We start from the raw sequence: 16,132 nt of genomic DNA, 5'->3' as shown, positions 1-16,132 counted from the left end.
GCGGTTGTGCATGTGGATCAACGCGGGCCGGCAGATCGCAGAGGCTCGGGCGACCCACGACCGAACCACACCAGCTCGTCCAGCCGACACCTCCGCAGCGTCGCCGCGGCGGCCTGCGCCCAGCCACGCGACAGGTCACGCCCTCGCATTGCAGGCCATCCCGTCACAGGCAGAGACTGAGGGTGAACGGCGGCACTCCAGAAGGGCTCGGAATCATGGGCGGCTATGTGGAGCTCCCCGGCGTCAAGACGTGGTACGAGGTCGACGGTACTGGTGACCCCTTGCTCCTCCTCCACGGCGGCTTCTGCACGAACGAGACATGGGGCGCACAGCGAGCCGACTTCGCGGCGGCCCATCGCCTCTTCCTCCCTGAGCGTCGCGGGCATGGACACACCCCCGACGTCGCAGGCCCGCTCACCTATCAGGACATGGCCGACGACACCGTCGACTTCATCGAGTCGGCTGTCGGCGGTCCCGCGCATCTCGTCGGATGGAGCGACGGCGGGATCGTCGCCCTGCTGGTGGCCATCGCTCGCCCTGATCTGGTCCGGAAGGTTGTGGCCATGGGTGCCAACTTCCGCCCCTGCTCGGAGTCCATGGCGGAGCCGACGATGTTCGACCACATGACCCCCGACGAGCCGGGGCTGGCGGTGTTTCGTGAGATGTACGAGGCCGTGTCACCTGATGGCCCTGCTCACTGGCCGGTGGCCGTGGGCAAGGTGATGGACATGTTCCGTACTCAACCGACCCTCGAGACGGAGGACTTGGCACGCATCAACGCACCCACGCTCATACTCGTCGGAGACGACGACCTGATCGCGTTCGAGCACACGATCGCTCTGTATCGTGCGATTCCCCACTCCGAACTGGCCATTGTCCCCGGGACGCCCCACGCACTGCTGATGGAAAAGCCCGAGCAAGTCAACGCGCTCATCCTGGACTTCCTCGCGAACGACCCGATCCCGACGATGCTTCCCGTGCGGCGCGCCGGGACCACAGCCGCAAGCGGAAGCCCGGCCTGAGTTTCACTGTTCCTGACCGCCGAGCCCATTTCCTCGACCAACTGCACGCGTTCCATGATCTGAACACCGAACCCCTTGAGCCCATGACGACGACCCGATGGCTCAGGCCCGATGCAGCGGAGAGAACCCCCATGAAGATCCACCTGTCCAGCGTCTTCGTCGATGACCAGGACAAGGCCCTGCGCTTCTATACGGACGTGTTGGGCTTCGTGAAGAAGACCGAGGTCCCGCTGGGTGCGGACCGATGGCTGACCGTCGTCTCGCCGGAGGATCCCGACGGGACCGAACTGCTGCTGGAGCCCGACGGCCATCCCGCGGTGAAGCCGTACAAGTCGGCGCTGGTCGCGGACGGTATCCCGGCCGCCTCCTTCGCCGTGGACGACGTGCACGCGGAGTTCAACCGACTGCGCGAGCTCGGGGTGCGCTTCGCCCAGGAGCCGCTGGAGATGGGCCCGGTCACCACTGCGGTGCTGGACGACACGTGCGGCAACCTGATCCAGATCGTTCACAGTAAGTAGGTGCTCGGTGCGGGCGCCGGACGCGCAACGGGGTGGCGGTGCCCAGGCAGGTGTCTCCCGGTGGTCATCACTGCTCACCGGAGACCAGGCAGGCGGCCCGACGCACATCAACAAGACGATCGACTGATCCGGAGACGGCCAGTCCAGGTCGACATGTGCAGTGGACTGGATGGGCGTAGCGTGGCCAAAGGTGTAGCGGCCCGCCGTCCGGTACAGCGGAATGGCCCGCTTCGACATGCTGCATCCCACCTGCATCACGTCCGTCCTTCCTTGTCGCGGTGCGTACTCTCCCGCGAACTTCGGCTGATCAAGCGGAGGTTTCAGCCATGGCCACCATCACCACCGACGACGGTACGGTCATCTTCTACAAGGACTGGGGCCCGCGCGACGGCCAGCCCATCGTCTTCCACCACGGTTGGCCACTGAGTGCCGACGACTGGGACAACCAGATGCTGTTCTTCCTGGCACACGGTTACCGGGTGATCGCTCACGATCGCCGCGGCCACGGCCGGTCCACCCAGACGGCGACCGGCCACGAGATGGACACCTACGCCGCCGACGTGGCCGCCCTGACCGACGCGCTCGATCTGCAAGGCGCCTTCCATGTCGGGCACTCGACCGGCGGCGGCGAGGTCGCACGCTACGTCGCACGCGCCAAGCCGGGTCGCGTTGCGAAGGCCGTGCTGGTCAGCGCGGTGCCACCGATCATGGTCAAGTCGGACTCCAACCCCGGCGGCCTGCCGATCGAGGCCTTCGACGAGCTGCGCGCGGCCCTCGCCGCCAATCGCTCGCAGTTCTTCATCGACCTCCCCTCGGGCCCGTTCTACGGCTTCAACCGGCCCGGCGCCGACGTGTCCCAAGGGCTGATCGACAACTGGTGGCGACAGGGAATGGCGGGTGCCGCCAACGCCCACTACGACTGCATCAGGGCGTTCTCCGAGACCGACTTCAACGAGGACCTCAAGCAGATCGACGTCCCCGTGCTCGTCGCCCACGGCACCGACGACCAGATCGTTCCCTACGCGGACGCGGGACCGATGTCGGCCAAGCTCCTCAAGAACGGAACCCTCAAGAGCTACGAGGGGCTCCCCCACGGGATGCTGTCGACCCACCCCGAGATCCTCAACCCCGACATTCTCGAGTTCTTGCAGTCGTAGCGCAGGATGGGCGACTGGAGCGTGCGGCTTGAACGCCGTGTTGGTCGATTGCCCATACCCCGGGACATCCAGGTCCTCACCGGCCGCACTACGCGCCGCACCGCCGGCCGAGACGGCAGGTACCCAGACCGGTACCTGATCAGGTACCGTGTCAGCATGCCAGCACTCAATATCGAATTCAGCGCAGATGAAATGGCGCGGTTGCGAGAGCGGGCCGCGCTCGCCGGAAAGAGCCTCAAGGAGCACGTCCACGACGTCACCGTGGACGAGGCCGACCGGATCAAGTTCGTCGAGGGCGCCACCGCCGAGGCCGAGCGCATTCTGCCCGCCGTCATGGAGCACTTCCCCGCAGGGCAGCGGTGAGCCCGGTCATCCGCGTCGACGTCGGTTGGGTCCTGCAGGTCCAGTCCGCGATCTCGCCGCTCAACGTGCCCATCTCGGACTGGGGCGCACTCGGTGTCATGGCCGACCGGCACAAGTTCGAGCGGGAACGCGGGACCCTCTATTACGAAGAGATCCCCGCCCGGGCCGCCACGTTCCTGCACACGGCACTGCTCCTGCGCCCCTTCACCGACTACAACCTCGTCATCGGCTGGGGCTGTACCCACCAGTACATGAGTGTCTCCGGGCAGCCCGTCCAGGCGAAGGACGAGGAGCTCTACGAACTGGCCCGCGCCGTGCGCGCCCAGGAAGCCGATCTGCGCACCGTCGCCCACCACCTCGAATCCTGGCGAGCCGTCTGACCGGGCCGACCAGTGCCGGGCCCCAACCTCCGATGCCGTCGCGAGCCGGCAGCGCCGCTTGGTCCGTCACGGCCTCGATTACGCTGAGGCATGCCCAGAGTCAGCCCGGAGTACCGCGAGAGCCGTCGGCGTCAGATCCTCGACGCCGCGTCCCTCTGCTTTGCCCGCAACGGTTTCCATGCCACGTCGATGCCCGACATCTTCGCCGAGTCGGGTCTCTCGTCGGGAGCCGTGTACCGGTACTTCCCCGGCAAGCAGGCCATCATCGAGGCGCTGATGGACTCGACCATGCAGCCTGTACTGAGCGCTCTGCGCGATGCCGAGCAGGCCGAGCCGCCCCTGAAGGTGCCTGAGATCATCGACCTGATCCACCGCGAGATGATCACGGTGCTCAACCTCGACGACGCCACGTCGCTGATCGTCCAGGTCTGGGCCGAGACGATGCGCATGCCGCAACTGCGCGAGACACAGCAGCGTGACGCAACCGCCCTGCACGACGCGCTCCTTCCCCTGCTCGCCCGCCTGCGCCCCGACGGCAAGGCCAACTCCGACAGCACATGGGCCCTGCTCTCACTGTGCCTGGGCACGTTCATCTCCCAGCTGGTGCTCAAGACGAACACCCTCCCGACCGCCACGCTGGTCGACGAACTCCGCGTGCTGCTCTCCGAGTCCGCCTGAGAGGGCCTTGCCTTCTGGGCGTGGTTCTCAGCGTCGGTGGACGGGCGAGGGGCCACGTCCGCCGTGCCGGCTCCCCCTTCAGGTCCGGGAGCCGGCACGGACATCACACTCCCCTGGCCGGCCTCACCGACCCGGAGTGGTTGCTCAGGGTGCCGCCGTGGGCGTCGGGTTCGAGGGCGGCGGAGTCGCGGCGGGGTCGCGGCGGGGTCGCGGCGGGGTCGATGCCCAGCACCATGGATGCCCGCAGTCCGTGCCTGATCGAGCCGTTGCCCTTGAGCGGCGTGACGGTCATGGTGGTCACCTCTCCGTTGTTGTCCTGGGTGTAGAAGAAGTCCTCTTCGTTGGACAGACGGGGCGTGGTGTTGGACGCGTAGGGGGCTTCCGCGGCGACCTGGTCGTTCACCGACTGCGGGAAGTACAGCTGCGGCGGCAGGAGCATTGCCACCCACCGCGACCGCGCCGGCCGCGGCGACACCCAGCCCCGCACTGCCGAGCGTGGCAAGCAGGGACCGCCGGCTCTGCGGCTGGATCCGTTTGGTGTGGGGGTTTCGGTCATGACTCAACTCCCTGGCCATAAAGGCCTGTTGGTCGACAGGTACCGCCTCCGGCGGCCGACGTGCGGCGCCGCGGAGCGCGACAGAATCCCTACAGAGAAAGGTCATTCGCTTGAACTTTCTAGCTAATCCGACCTTCGACCGCCGTCAAGAAGGGGCGCCAAGACAGGAGTTGATGCTCGCGCCCCCACACCGGCACGCGCGGTGGCAGCGGCCCCTTGGGAACGCGCACTCCCCGCCCCGAGAGGCCGCCACTCGGTCAGGCTCGGGCGAGATCGACACGCCGATCGCTTCCTCGCGTTTCAAACCGCTCAGCGGGACGCGCGAAGGTCCGGCAGGGACCCTTCGCCGCACTTCACAAGGGTCGGCTCGATCACCCATCGGCAGATATCCGGCGGAACCCACCGGAGCCGTTCGCCCCGTTTGGCCACGGAAAAGCACAGCCTGAGCGTCAGAGCCTCAAGATGGTCGAGCTCACCCGCGTCCTGGGGGATCATGGAGGCATGACGACTGACAACGTGTTCTTCGACATCACGATCAACGGCGCGGACGCCGGACGCATCGTGTTCAAGCTGTACGACGAAGATGTGCCCAAGACGGCTCGCAACTTCCGGGAGCTGGCCACCGGCAAGAGCGGCTTCGGCTACGCGGGCTCGGGCTTCCACCGCATCATTCCCGACTTCATGCTGCAGGGAGGCGACTTCACCAGGGGTGACGGTACGGGCGGCAAGAGCATCTACGGCGAGAAGTTCGCCGACGAGAACTTCACGCACAAGCACACCAAGGAAGGCCTGCTGAGCATGGCCAACTCGGGCCCGCACAGCAACGGCTCGCAGTTCTTCATCACCACCGTGCAGACCCCTTGGCTGGACGGCAAGCACGTCGTGTTCGGCGAAGTGATCGAGGGCATCGACCTCGTCAAGAAGATCGAGAGCTACGGCACGCGGCAGGGCACGCCCAAGGCTGAGATCAAGATCGCCAACAGCGGAACGCTCTAAGCCTCTGCGGCCGGTCACCTTGAGCTGCGGCCAGTCACCGTACGGGGACTGGCCGCAGCCGCGTATACCGGGGCCGCGGCTCGGACGGCGGCCGCGCACTCCTTCTGGCGGCCGGATCCGGTCGGTCACGATCGGCCCCGCCTTGAAGGCGGTCCGCTCCCCCGGCTCACGGACGAGCGAGCGAGCAGGCGAGCAGGCTGTCGAGCTGTCATCGCAGCGCGCTCCCCGACCGAGGCCTGGCGCCGGATGGCGCATGCGCCTACAGCGTCTCCACCACACCCCCGGCCTACTTCGGCCAGTCCACGTACACACCCCGGGTGTCTCTACCTGCTCGAAATCTGGCTGGCCAGCTACGGCCGGATGCCCGAGGCGTTGGAAAACCTTGTCCTGGGTGTGGCACCGATCAATGCCGCTACTCCTGATCAGCTCTGACTGAGGCCGCGATCCCAGCCTCGCAGGACGGGGAGCCCGCGCGCGTACAGCGAGCCGGTCGACCATCCGCTGGACGTGGAGGAGCAGGAGCTGATGCCCGGGCAGGCGACAGCCACAGTGGCCGCGTATCGCGCCGGAGGGCACGAGGTTCCAGGACAGGGGGCCGTCGGCGTGAGAGCCGGCCAGACCAACCGGCCTCCGTCCGGACAGAGAGCCCCCCACACACACGCACCACACACAGGCTCCCCGCCGCCCCGCGGTCACGCTCAGAGAACGGGCGAGGTGCCACGCCGTTCAGACGTAGACCAGTTCCAGCGCCTTCTTCAGGTTGTGCTCGGCGATGCCCGTCATGAACGCCCGGTCGGGGAAGTGCCCGTCGAGCAGCCTCAGTGGGCCCGCCGTCAATGACAGACGCTGCGCGAGCAGGTAGAGCGCGAGCCGGTTCTCGTCCAGTCCGTCCACTCGCAGCGACCGGTAGGCGTCGTGCAGCCGGATCCGCAGAGAGACGTGCTCCCACTCGACGTCGAAGTACATCAAGCCCTCGATGTCGATCACCACGGGGTTCCCGCTCGCGTCCACCAGTACGTGATCGGGCCCCAGTTCACCGTGCACGACCGCGTACTCGGTGCGAGGCCGAACCGCCGCTGCCAGTCCCGGCAGCATTGGCTTGTTCCGCACCCGGCGTCCTGTCGGCCCAGGTCAGCGCCAGGCCCCCGGCACGAGCACACGCGACGTGTCCTCGCGGGAGGCCGCTCGCACCCCGGCCGGCCTGTGCACCCCGTATCGCCGCGGCGGCCGCCCCTCGCAGCCGGACGGGGCGCCCCCGGTGTGCCGGAAGGCGCCCCCTTGTATGGACCGGCTCATCTGGCCGGTTCGGCCTCCTCCAGTGTGGCGAAGGCCGGCTCAGGGGTGCGTCGTCCGCGGAGGCTCAGGCCGGGGAGGGCGACGAGGAAGGCGACGGCCGCGAGGGCGGCCGCGCCGAGGAGGCCAGCGCGGGCGGCGGCGGGGAAGTCGTTCGGCGTGGCGAGGAGGGCGCTGAAGTAGAGGGAGCTGGCCAGCGCCGTACCGAGGGAGGTGCCGATCTTCATGCCTGTCTGGTAGACGCCCGCCGCGGTGCTTCCTTCCCGGCGTGGCACCAGTTGGAGGGCGAGGGTCTGGTTGGACGCGATGACGAAGCCCGCGCCGCATCCGGCGACCAGGAGGGGCAGGGCCATGAGCAGGAACATGTTGTCGCCCATGCTGGATCCGCCCACCAGAAGGGCGGTGACGGCCAGTCCGACCGCAGTGAGGGCGGTGCCGGTGATCACCAGGGGCCGCCCGATCCGGTGCGCGAGGCGTCCGCTGATGATCCCGCACACGGCCGAGCCCGCGGTGAACAGGACGGTGCACAGGGAGGCTTGGAACGGGGTGTAGTGCATACCTCGTTGGAGGAACTGGGAGAGGACGATGAAGATGCCGGTGAATCCGCCGTACAGGGCGGCGGCGACGATGATGCCGACCCAGTAGGTCCGCTCGCGGAACAGGTTCAGGTCGACCAGGGGCTGGCGTGCGCGCCGGGTGATGTTCCGTTCCCACAGGGTGAAGGCGGCCAGCAGGGCGAGTCCGGTGCCGGCGAGCCACCAGGGTCGCTCGGACCAGGCTCCGCTCTGCAGCAGCGGGAGCATCACGGCGGTCACTCCGAGGCCGAGGAGAAGGGTGCCGACCAGATCGAGGCTGCGTCGTTCCGTGCGCCGGCTCTCCGGAAGCAGGCGGGCGGCAAGGAGCAGAGCGGCCAGATCGAGCGGGATGAAGAGGGCGAAGATCCAGCGCCAGCCGTCGGCGGTGCCGAAGCCCTGGAGGATCGCGCCGCCCAGGAGCGGGCCGATCGCCGTGGACAGGCTGACGCTCGCACCGTAGTAGCCGAAGGCGCGGCCGCGTTCACGCGGCGGGTACATCTGGTGCAGGAGGCCGACGACTTGGGGAGCGACCAGGCCGGCGGAGACTCCGCGGGCAAGTCGGCCGGCCATGAGCCAGGTCGCGTCGGGGGCGGCTGCGCACAGCACGCCGGTGAGGGTGAACAGCACCATCCCGATGAGGAAGACCTTCCTGCGGCCGAACTCGTCGCCGAGGCGGCCGCTCGGCACGAGGGCCAGGCCGAAGGTCAGGGTGTACCCGGCGATGGACCAGGTCTGGGTGCTGGCGGACAGATGGAGGCTGTGCTCCATGGAGGGCAGCGCCACCGTCACGATGCTCACGTCGAGCAGGGTGAGGAAGGCGGCGGCGACGCAGACGGCGAAGGCCTGGGTTCGTCGTCGGCCGGTCAGTTCGCGGTGTACGGGTATTGCAATGAGGTCTTCCGGCGTCGTTGCCATGTTGTACCTCTGTTTCCCATCGGCTATCTGCACGGGGAGTTCGATGCCGTGGGGGGCGCAGTCACGCGCTGTGTGCGCCCCACCGGGGAATGCGGCTCGGGTGTTGGAGCTACATCCGTCTCCGTTGCGGCCGGGATCGTCCCCGTCCCGGCCGTCGGGTGGGCGTGTCGGGTCAGCCCACGTCGGCCACCAGGCCGGCCTTCTCCACGCCGAACACGGCTACGGCCTGGTCGTTGTCGGGGCGTTCGCCGCTGACACCGACGGCGCCGAGCAGTGCGCCCTCGGCGTCGCGGATCAGGGCGCCACCGACCGAGGAGGCGATGCGGCCTTCGGAGATGGTGGCGAGGGCCGCGAAGAACGCGGGGTCGCGGGTGGCATGCCGGGCTCCGGCGGCGCCGCCCTGGCCCATCCCGAGGCAGCCCCAGGCCTTGGCGTGGGCGATCTGCGGGCGCAGGATGCCCGCGGTCTCCTCACGCTTGACGACCAGGGGATTGCCGCCGGGGTCCAGGACGGTGACCGCCAGGGGGCGCAGGCCCTCTTCGCGTGCGTGGGCGAGTGCTCCGTCGACGATCTCGGAGGCTTGCGCCAGGGTCAGCTGACTCATGGTTGTGGCTCCTTTTCCTTGTGTGGGACGGGGTGGACGGGAGGGGGGATGGTGACCGCCGCTTCTGTGTCGCTGACGCGGCTTGCCGCGTACAGGCCGAGCAAGTTGAAGGCGGCGAGAGTGAGGAAAGTGACGTGGTAGCCGGCGATGGCGGGCTCGGCGCCGGGGTGAGAGGTGCCGACGGCGACGAGGACCGTGGTGGCGACGGCGACACCGACGGCTCCGCCGAGCCTGCGGCCGACGTTGAAGAGGGTTGAGGCGCGCCCGGAGGAACCCGCGGAGACCGTGGCGAAGGACGCGGACTGGGTGCCCACGAACACCTGGCCGACGGAGAGTCCGAGGGCGACGAGCAGGAGCACGACCAGCCACAGTCCGGTGTTCCGGTGCAGCAGCAGTCCCATCAGAGCGACCGCGACGCTGGTGCCGGCCGCGCCGAGCATGAGGTGACGGCGGGGCCGCAGCCGGCGGTAGAGCACGCGGCTGGCGAGCTGGGACCCGAGGACCACGCCCATGGCTTCGGGGAAGGTGCTCAGTCCGGCGGCCATGGGGGACATCCCGCGTTGGTCCTGGAAGTAGAGCGTGATCGTGAACAGGGTGCCGAGGAAGGTCGCCGACTGCACGGTCATGACGGTGCTGCCCGAGGCGAACAGGCGGATGCGCAACAGCCGTACGTCGATCATCGGTGACCGCTTGCGCAGTTCGACGAAGACCATCGCGGCGGTGAGTACTGCCCCGACGGCCAGGCAGGCGGCCTCGGTCGGTGTGGTCCAGCCGTGGGCAGGCCCCTCGGAAACGCCGTACATGAGCAACCCGAAGCCCAGGGCGGCGAGAGCGAAGCCGGCAAGGTCGAACTCCTCGGCGGGAGAGGACGGTTGGCCGTGCAGGTACACCAAGCCGAAGGCGGTGGCGAAGAGGCCGACCGGCACGTTGACGTAGAAGATGGCTCGCCAGGAGACCTGGCTGACCAGCAGACCGCCGAGGACCGGGCCCAGGGTGGGCGCCAGGCCGTTGGCGATGCTGAGGACGGCCGAGGCGCGCACCCGCTCCGCCGGGGCGAAGGTGCGCAGCAGCATCGCCATGCCGACGGAGGCGAGCATTCCGCCGCCGGCACCCTGAAGGACCCGGAAGACGACGAGTTGACCGAGGCTGCCGGCCGTTCCGCAGAGTGCGGAGCCCACGGTGAAGACAGTGATGGCGGTCAGCAGGGTGCGTTTGCCGCCGAAGCGGTCGCCGAGCCAGCCGGAGGCGGGCACGAAGACGGCGAGGCTGACGAGGTAGGAGATCGAGACAGTGTCGACGGATGTGGAGGGGACGTCGAAGTCGCGGCCGATGGTGGGCAGTGCAACGTTGACGATCGTCATGTCGAGGGTGCTCAGGAACAGTCCGGCCACGTAGACGACGCACACGGCGGTCTTCTGACTGATGCCGTGCCGCTCGGTCGCGGTTGCCTCGTGTGTACTCATCCGACGGGGGCGGGTGGCCGGCTCGGGGCGAGGACACGGGTCATGCGCAGCAGCTCGTCCAGGACACCGGAGGCGTTCTCGGCGAGCCCGGGGGCGGGTTCGAACCTGCCCTGGGAGGTGATCGACTGCCGTACGAACGGAATGTGCACATGTCCGGCGAGCGGCACCATGCCGAGCGCGGTCACCACGGGGATCAGGGCCTGCACGGCGCGGGCGCCGGCGGCGACCCCGCCGTAGCCGACGAACGCGACGGGCTTGGCCACCCATTCGCGGGCCAGGAAGTCCAGGGCGTTCTTGGTGGCCGCGTTGTAGCTGTGGTTGTACTCGGGGACCACGAACACGTAGGCATCGCCGGCGCGGATGATCTCGCTCCAGCGGCGGGTGTGGGAGTGCTCGTACTGTCCGCGCTGAGGGGGACGCGGCTCGTCCAGCAGCGGGAGCCCGATCTCGGCGAGGTCGACGGTCTCCGTGTCGAAGCCGGCGTGCTTGACGGCCAGTTCGTGCAGCCAGGAGGCGATCACGGGCCCGCGTCGTCCGGGGCGGGTGCTGCCGACGATGATCTGAAGTCGGGGTGCGGACATGGAGGACCTCCGGTCGCTCAGTCGTGGGCCGGGTCGTCGAGGACGACCTTGTTCTCGATGACTCCGAGACCGTCGATCTCGCCGCGGACCACGTCCCCGGGGCGCACGGCGCCGTGGCCGGGCGGGGTCCCCGTGGACAGCAGGTCGCCGGGCGCGAGGGTGAGCGCCTCGGTGAGCCAGGCCAGTTGCTCGGGGACGGTGTTGATCATCTCGGCGGTGCTGCCGTCCTGGCGCAGCTCGCCGTTGACCCAGGAGCGGATGCGCAGTGCGTGCGGGTCCGGGATCTCGTCGGCGGTGACGAACCAGGGACCGGTGATGCCGTAGGTGTCGAAGCCCTTGGCCCGGTCCATGCGGTTGTTGTCCCGGTCGGAGACGTCCCGGGAGCCGGTGTCGCAGAAGGCGACGTAGCCGGCCACGGCACGCATCGCGTTGTCGGGGGTGAGATGCCGGGAGCGGGGGCCGATGACGACGGCGAGCTCCACTTCCGGGTCGACCTTCTCGCTGATCATCGGGTGCAGCAGGTCGTCGGCGGGGCCGGCCAGCGCGTTCGGGGCCTTCAGACAGCCCTGCATGCCTCGACGCGGCGGCGCTTCCCGGCCGGCCACCGGGTGGCGCGGGTAGTTCGCGAGCATGCACCAGACCGTGCGGGGACGGCCGACGGGCGGGCCGAGCCGGGCCGGGTCGTCGGACCACAGGCAGTCCTCGTCGATGATGCCGCTGTGAGCCTGCTGCGCGGCCCAGTCGTGCAGCCGCCGTATCTCGTCGAGGCGGGGATCCTGCCGAAGCAGTGAGGGCAGGTCCCCACCGGTCACTACGCGGGAGCGGGTCAGGGCGTCGTCGCGGTGGACGCCGTCGGTTTCAAGGCGGCGGACGAAGGCGGCCTGGATGTCGACGAGTTGATGCGGGACGACGCCGGCGAAACAGAGGCGATCACCGAACGGGGTCCGGCGGGAGGCGATTTTCACGGGGTGAGGGCTTTCCGTGGGTGGGGCGCGGCTCGTGCGAGGGCGGAGCGCGCCGGGGAAGGGCGGCGGACACATGCCGGGTACGGGCGGCGGGCACACGGGGTGTCCGCCGCCGGCTCGGCCTCGCGTGAACGGCATCGCGGGCGTGGGGGCTGGCCGGTGCTGCCGGCAGTGCCGTCGGCGGGTCGGAACTCGGAGAGGGGACCAGGCCGGGACGGCTGCCGTCGGCAGCGCCGGGGTCAGCCGTTGGCGGCGTCCTTGGGGTTCTCGAAGCGGATGCCGCCGTCGGTCTCCACGGTGATGAACTTGTCGTCGTCCGGCTCGACAGGGCGCTCGATCGGCGGCAGGCCGACGGTGAACAGGACCAGCTCATCGGTCGCGGTGTAGCGGGCCTTCTCACCGGGATCGGCCTCGACAGCGCCGAGCTCGCCGATGTCGGTGCCCTCCACGGTTCCCGTTCCGGACAGGACCACGGTCAGCCGCTTGGCGTTGTCGCTCTCGCTGATCCACTCGGCGCCGGCCCGGATCCTGATGAACTCGATCCAGAACTGCCGCTCGGTGTACGTACCGATGGGCTTGCGGGCCACGCCGGGCCAGCCTGCGACGGTCTGCCAGTTGAAGTGGTCCGGGTTGCTGATGACCACCCCGTTGTAGCGGGGCTTGGGGAAGCGCTGCTCGCGGATCGGGCGGCGCTCGGCCTGGGCCTCCTTGTTGGCCGGGCCGCGGCCACGGCCCGCTGACATGCCGAGCGCGGAGGCGCCGCCGAACTGCAGCACCAGCTGGAGCTGCTTCGGGTCGGTCAGCGGGTCGTCCTGCGGACCGTAGGTCTGGCCCTCGGGGAAGTAGCCGACCTCGCCCTCGCGCAGGATGCCCTGCTCCCCCAGGTTCATGTCGCCCACCAGCGGCAGCCGGATCTGCTCGAAGGTGTGGCAGTGCCGGGGCATCAGGAAGTCGGCCTCCTGGCGGCCCAGGATGTAGCGGTAGTTCTCCAGCGGCTTCTCGCGGTCCCCCATGAGCAGGTAGTTGAACGAGACCGTGCCTCGGGGGTGGTCCATCTTGAACGCGTTCTCGTCGAACGGAGCGATCTTCATCGCTGTCCTCCATTGGCTGTGGTGTCCGTGTCGCGGCCACTGGGCTCGAGCGGTCTTCGCGGTACGGGACGGATTGACGTACTGGCCGCGGACGACGGGTCCGGCGGCAGCGTGCGCCGCGGCGCATCGGCACTTGGTGACTCTCAGTCGCGGCTGCCCTAACCACGAAACCTTCTTAGTAGGTTGATGTCAAGGTAGGTGGCGATCTTTTTCCTCGCCCCGCCTGCGCAGGACGGCCGACCGCGGAGCAACCGAGCCGGCCCCTGCCACCCTTGCCGCGCCCGCATGAGGCCCGGCACAAGCGGCGACCGGCACGCCCCGGCGCCCATCGCGAGCGGGGACCACCACATGCGACGGCCGACGCACCCGAGGCCGCACGACCATCCAAGTACTCTTGAAGCCAACCTACCAAGTAGGTTAGATTCGTAGGCAAGGGACCTGCACGGTCCATCAACCCTTGGGAGCGACATGTCCGTCCCTCACACCCCCGCGAAGATCTACCGCGGCAGAGTGGCCGACCAGATCGTCGAAGACCTCCGTGAGCAGATCCTCAGCGGCGCCCTGCCCGACGGTTCGCGACTGCCGGCCGAACGCGAGCTGGCCGCCCGATACGACGTCTCCGGACCCACCATCCGCGAGGCCATCCGGGTCCTGACCGCGATGGGCCTGGTCAACACCCGCAACGGCAGCCGGGCCACCGTCCACGCCCAGGGCGACACACTGCTGGCGATGTCCATCGCCTCGGTCGTCCAGGTCGAGAAGGTCGGTGCGCGCGAGGTACTGGGGCTGCTCGGCACACTCAACGCGTACGCCGCCGAACTCGCCGCCGAGCACGCCACCGATGCGGAGATCGTCCGGCTGCGCCAGGCCGCCGAAGCGATTCCGGCCGCCGAAGGCGTCGAACGGTCCGCCGCGGCGCTGCACCACTTCTTCGCCACGCTGTCCGAGATCTCCCGCAACCCCCTGCTCTCAGCGCTGTGCCGGTTCATCAGCGACATGCAGATCGGCCTCGCCGTGAAGCTCTCCGGGGGCGAGAACGGGACCTGGGGGACGGTCGCCGGCTCACTGCAGCCGGGCCGGCTGCGCATCGTGGACGCCGTCGCCACCCGCGACCCCCGCCAGGCCGCCGCAGCGGTCCGCGAGTACCACCGGGAGGCACTGGAGCGGATCACGGCGACGCGCAGCGCCAAAGGCAAGAAGGGACAGCGCTCCGACACCGACCTCACCGACGTGCTCGCCGCCTGGCTGAAGGCCAACGTCGGCCTCGGCGGTCAGCTCGCCAACCCCCGGAGCACCCTGTCGTGACAGTCGCCTCGAACGCCCGCACGGTTCGTGACGCCGCCTTCGACGTCCTGCGCCTGCATGGGCTGACCACCGTCTTCGCCAACCCCGGCTCGACCGAGGTGTCCCTCCTCACCGACCTCCCCGAGGACCTGAGGTTCGTCCTGGCCCTGCACGAGGGCTCGGTCGTCGGTGCCGCGACCGGCTGGGCACTGGCCCGCGAGGAACCCGCCCTCGTCCTGGTGCACACGACCGCCGGGCTCGGCAACGCGGTGGGCGCGCTGGCCACGGCCCGGGTCAACCGGGCGCCCCTGGTGGTGCTGGTCGGCCAGCAGGACCGCCGCCACCTGGCCCAGGAACCGTTCCTGGCGGGCCGGCTCGAAGGACTGGCCGGCGACTACCCGGTCCGGGTCGAATTTCCGGTACGGCCGCAGGACGTGCCCGGCGCGATCGGACGAGCCGTACACGCCGCTCGCGCGGGCCGTGGCCCCGCGCTCGTGCTGGTCCCGATGGACGACTGGGCGCAGCCTGCCGACGATCTGCCGGTGCCGGCGGCAGTGGTCGTACGGGCGACCGTGTCAGCGGATCCGACGTCGGTGGCGGAGGTCGCCGAGCTGTTGTCCGAGGCGGCACACCCCGTCCTCGTCACGGGCTCCGGCGCCGACAGCACGGAGAGCTGGCGGGCTCTGACCGCGCTGGCCGAGCGGCTGGACTGCCCCGTATGGCAGGAGCCCTTCGGGGCGCGTGCCGGATTCCCGCAGGATCACCGGCTGTTCGCCGGGCACCTGCCCGCCGACCGGCAGCGGGTGCGCCAGGCACTGGCCGGACACGACATGGTGCTGTGCGTCGGGGCTCCGTTTCTGCGCCAATACCCTTACGCCCAGGGAACATTGACAGATGCTCAGGTAGTGGTGATCACCGACGACCCGGCCGAGGCGCACCGAGCCCCCGCCGCTCTCGCGGTCGTCACCGACCTGCCGGACTTCTGCGACCGGCTCGCCCGGCTCACCCCGCCGCGGCCGTCGACCCGTCCTCCGGCTGCGCGTTCGGCAGCCCCCGCTCCCCCCGCCCCCGGGGAGCGGTTGACACCCCGCCATGTTCTGGCGGCACTGGCCGAGCGCCTGCCCGTCGACACGGTGATCGTGGAGGAGACTCCGTCCTCCCGCCCCGACCTGCACGCCCTGCTCCCCGCCCGCACTCCACTGGGATTCCTCAGCGCGGCCATGGGCGGGCTCGGTTTTGCGTTGCCGGCCGCCGTCGGGGTCCGCATGGCCCAGCCACGCCGCCCGGTGGTCGCCGTGGTCGGCGACGGCTCCTCGCTCTACCAGATCCAGGCCCTCTGGACGGCCGTGCACTACGACGTGGGCGCGGTCTTCGTCGTCCTCGCCAATGGCCGCTACGCGATCATGGACAAGCTCGCGGAACAGCACGGCGGCAAGCCCCCGTGGCCCGCGTTCGAGGAGATCGACGTGGCCGGACTGGCCGAGGCACTGGGCTGCCCGGTCCGCCGGATCGACGATTTCACCGACCTGTGCGCCGCCCTCGACGAGATCTGCCCCACCCTTGCCGACCGCGCCCAACCGCTGGTTCTTGAGGTGACCGTGGGCGTCGGCGACGAGTTCCGGCCCTGATCCCTCTGCTTCCCGACTCTCTCCTCTCCTGCCCTGCGTCCCTCGTCCCTCACACCCTCGCCT

16 protein-coding genes and 1 pseudogene are annotated in these 16,132 nt (G+C 69.3%); 9 read left to right on the top strand and 8 right to left on the bottom strand.

Annotated features, from left to right (window positions below):
- The first annotated feature begins 215 nt into the window (after nt 1-215).
- The 6 genes from ACFWM2_RS35090 (at nt 216) to ACFWM2_RS35065 (ending at nt 4,118) form a co-directional block, all read left to right on the top strand.
- Complete coding sequence (locus ACFWM2_RS35090) at nt 216-1,022, top strand: alpha/beta fold hydrolase (RefSeq protein ID WP_383288514.1); 807 nt, start codon at nt 216-218, stop codon at nt 1,020-1,022.
- A gap of 131 nt (nt 1,023-1,153) precedes the next feature.
- Complete coding sequence (locus tag ACFWM2_RS35085) at nt 1,154-1,540, top strand: VOC family protein (protein ID WP_383288511.1); 387 nt, start codon at nt 1,154-1,156, stop codon at nt 1,538-1,540.
- Nucleotides 1,541-1,866: 326 nt separating this feature from the next.
- Entirely contained in the window at nt 1,867-2,697 is an 831-nt protein-coding gene (locus ACFWM2_RS35080; RefSeq protein WP_383288508.1) for an alpha/beta fold hydrolase, read from the top strand.
- Between the two features lie 156 nt (nt 2,698-2,853).
- Entirely contained in the window at nt 2,854-3,060 is a 207-nt protein-coding gene (locus ACFWM2_RS35075) for a hypothetical protein (RefSeq protein WP_383288506.1), read from the top strand.
- Nucleotides 3,057-3,440 carry a hypothetical protein gene (locus tag ACFWM2_RS35070; RefSeq protein WP_383288503.1) on the top strand — a complete coding sequence of 128 codons (384 nt, stop codon included), beginning with the start codon at nt 3,057-3,059 and terminating at the stop codon, nt 3,438-3,440. The genes ACFWM2_RS35075 and ACFWM2_RS35070 overlap by 4 nt, the downstream gene beginning before the upstream one ends.
- A gap of 90 nt (nt 3,441-3,530) precedes the next feature.
- Nucleotides 3,531-4,118, top strand: coding sequence for a TetR/AcrR family transcriptional regulator (locus ACFWM2_RS35065; RefSeq protein WP_383288500.1), 588 nt, complete (start codon nt 3,531-3,533; stop codon nt 4,116-4,118).
- 103 nt (nt 4,119-4,221) lie between these two features.
- Here the strand turns inward: ACFWM2_RS35065 and ACFWM2_RS35060 are convergent, their stop codons facing one another.
- Nucleotides 4,222-4,557: a hypothetical protein gene (locus ACFWM2_RS35060; RefSeq protein ID WP_383288497.1), complete on the bottom strand. Its 336-nt coding sequence runs from the start codon at nt 4,555-4,557 to the stop codon at nt 4,222-4,224.
- Between the two features lie 618 nt (nt 4,558-5,175).
- On the opposite strand from ACFWM2_RS35060, the gene ACFWM2_RS35055 reads away from it, so the two are divergent.
- The gene (locus ACFWM2_RS35055) at nt 5,176-5,670 is read left to right on the top strand and encodes a peptidylprolyl isomerase (RefSeq protein WP_383288494.1); all 495 of its coding nucleotides are present in this window, start codon (nt 5,176-5,178) and stop codon (nt 5,668-5,670) included.
- 726 nt (nt 5,671-6,396) lie between these two features.
- Here the strand turns inward: ACFWM2_RS35055 and ACFWM2_RS35050 are convergent.
- The 7 genes and pseudogenes from ACFWM2_RS35050 to ACFWM2_RS35020 form a co-directional block, all read right to left on the bottom strand.
- Nucleotides 6,397-6,762 (bottom strand): annotated as a pseudogene (locus ACFWM2_RS35050) (aminoglycoside phosphotransferase family protein); the annotation flags it as partial.
- Between the two features lie 200 nt (nt 6,763-6,962).
- Nucleotides 6,963-8,453 carry an MFS transporter gene (locus tag ACFWM2_RS35045; protein WP_383288491.1) on the bottom strand — a complete coding sequence of 497 codons (1,491 nt, stop codon included), beginning with the start codon at nt 8,451-8,453 and terminating at the stop codon, nt 6,963-6,965.
- Nucleotides 8,454-8,625: 172 nt separating this feature from the next.
- Nucleotides 8,626-9,057, bottom strand: a complete 432-nt coding sequence (locus tag ACFWM2_RS35040; RefSeq protein WP_383288488.1) for a heme-binding protein — start codon at nt 9,055-9,057, stop codon at nt 8,626-8,628.
- Nucleotides 9,054-10,520, bottom strand: a complete 1,467-nt coding sequence (locus ACFWM2_RS35035) for a DHA2 family efflux MFS transporter permease subunit (protein ID WP_383288484.1) — start codon at nt 10,518-10,520, stop codon at nt 9,054-9,056. The genes ACFWM2_RS35040 and ACFWM2_RS35035 overlap by 4 nt, the downstream gene beginning before the upstream one ends.
- The gene (locus ACFWM2_RS35030) at nt 10,517-11,101 is read right to left on the bottom strand and encodes an NADPH-dependent FMN reductase (protein ID WP_383288480.1); all 585 of its coding nucleotides are present in this window, start codon (nt 11,099-11,101) and stop codon (nt 10,517-10,519) included. Before ACFWM2_RS35030 ends, ACFWM2_RS35035 begins: the two co-directional genes overlap by 4 nt.
- Nucleotides 11,102-11,118: 17 nt before the next feature.
- Entirely contained in the window at nt 11,119-12,066 is a 948-nt protein-coding gene (locus ACFWM2_RS35025) for a fumarylacetoacetate hydrolase family protein (RefSeq protein WP_383288477.1), read from the bottom strand.
- 239 nt (nt 12,067-12,305) lie between these two features.
- A complete protein-coding gene (locus ACFWM2_RS35020) occupies nt 12,306-13,157 on the bottom strand; it encodes a hypothetical protein (RefSeq protein WP_383288474.1) in 852 nt (283 codons plus the stop codon).
- A 468-nt stretch (nt 13,158-13,625) separates the two neighbouring features.
- Between ACFWM2_RS35020 and ACFWM2_RS35015 the strand changes: the two genes are divergently transcribed.
- Nucleotides 13,626-14,462 carry a FadR/GntR family transcriptional regulator gene (locus ACFWM2_RS35015; protein ID WP_383288471.1) on the top strand — a complete coding sequence of 279 codons (837 nt, stop codon included), beginning with the start codon at nt 13,626-13,628 and terminating at the stop codon, nt 14,460-14,462.
- Nucleotides 14,459-16,069 (top strand): thiamine pyrophosphate-dependent enzyme, encoded by a 1,611-nt coding sequence (locus ACFWM2_RS35010; protein WP_383288468.1) that lies wholly within the window; start codon nt 14,459-14,461, stop codon nt 16,067-16,069. The genes ACFWM2_RS35015 and ACFWM2_RS35010 overlap by 4 nt, the downstream gene beginning before the upstream one ends.
- Nucleotides 16,070-16,132: the final 63 nt, after the last annotated feature.

This window comes from Streptomyces sp. NPDC058371, from assembly GCF_042723265.1.
In the GTDB taxonomy this organism is placed as follows: Bacteria; Actinomycetota; Actinomycetes; order Streptomycetales; family Streptomycetaceae; genus Streptomyces.
The sequence above is the reverse complement of the archived record's forward strand: the minus strand, read 5'-3'. Positions and strand labels throughout refer to the sequence as shown.

Bases quoted from the DNA above. Each gene is read 5' to 3' on its own strand.
- ACFWM2_RS35090 (WP_383288514.1), top strand. From the start codon at position 216: ATGGGCGGCTATGTGGAGCTCCCCGGCGTCAAGACGTGGTACGAGGTC.
- ACFWM2_RS35085 (WP_383288511.1), top strand. From the start codon at position 1,154: ATGAAGATCCACCTGTCCAGCGTCTTCGTCGATGACCAGGACAAGGCC.
- ACFWM2_RS35080 (WP_383288508.1), top strand. From the start codon at position 1,867: ATGGCCACCATCACCACCGACGACGGTACGGTCATCTTCTACAAGGAC.
- ACFWM2_RS35075 (WP_383288506.1), top strand. From the start codon at position 2,854: ATGCCAGCACTCAATATCGAATTCAGCGCAGATGAAATGGCGCGGTTG.
- ACFWM2_RS35065 (WP_383288500.1), top strand. From the start codon at position 3,531: ATGCCCAGAGTCAGCCCGGAGTACCGCGAGAGCCGTCGGCGTCAGATC.
- ACFWM2_RS35060 (WP_383288497.1), bottom strand. From the start codon at position 4,557: ATGCTCCTGCCGCCGCAGCTGTACTTCCCGCAGTCGGTGAACGACCAG.
- ACFWM2_RS35055 (WP_383288494.1), top strand. From the start codon at position 5,176: ATGACGACTGACAACGTGTTCTTCGACATCACGATCAACGGCGCGGAC.
- ACFWM2_RS35045 (WP_383288491.1), bottom strand. From the start codon at position 8,453: ATGGCAACGACGCCGGAAGACCTCATTGCAATACCCGTACACCGCGAA.
- ACFWM2_RS35040 (WP_383288488.1), bottom strand. From the start codon at position 9,057: ATGAGTCAGCTGACCCTGGCGCAAGCCTCCGAGATCGTCGACGGAGCA.
- ACFWM2_RS35035 (WP_383288484.1), bottom strand. From the start codon at position 10,520: ATGAGTACACACGAGGCAACCGCGACCGAGCGGCACGGCATCAGTCAG.
- ACFWM2_RS35030 (WP_383288480.1), bottom strand. From the start codon at position 11,101: ATGTCCGCACCCCGACTTCAGATCATCGTCGGCAGCACCCGCCCCGGA.
- ACFWM2_RS35020 (WP_383288474.1), bottom strand. From the start codon at position 13,157: ATGAAGATCGCTCCGTTCGACGAGAACGCGTTCAAGATGGACCACCCC.
- ACFWM2_RS35015 (WP_383288471.1), top strand. From the start codon at position 13,626: ATGTCCGTCCCTCACACCCCCGCGAAGATCTACCGCGGCAGAGTGGCC.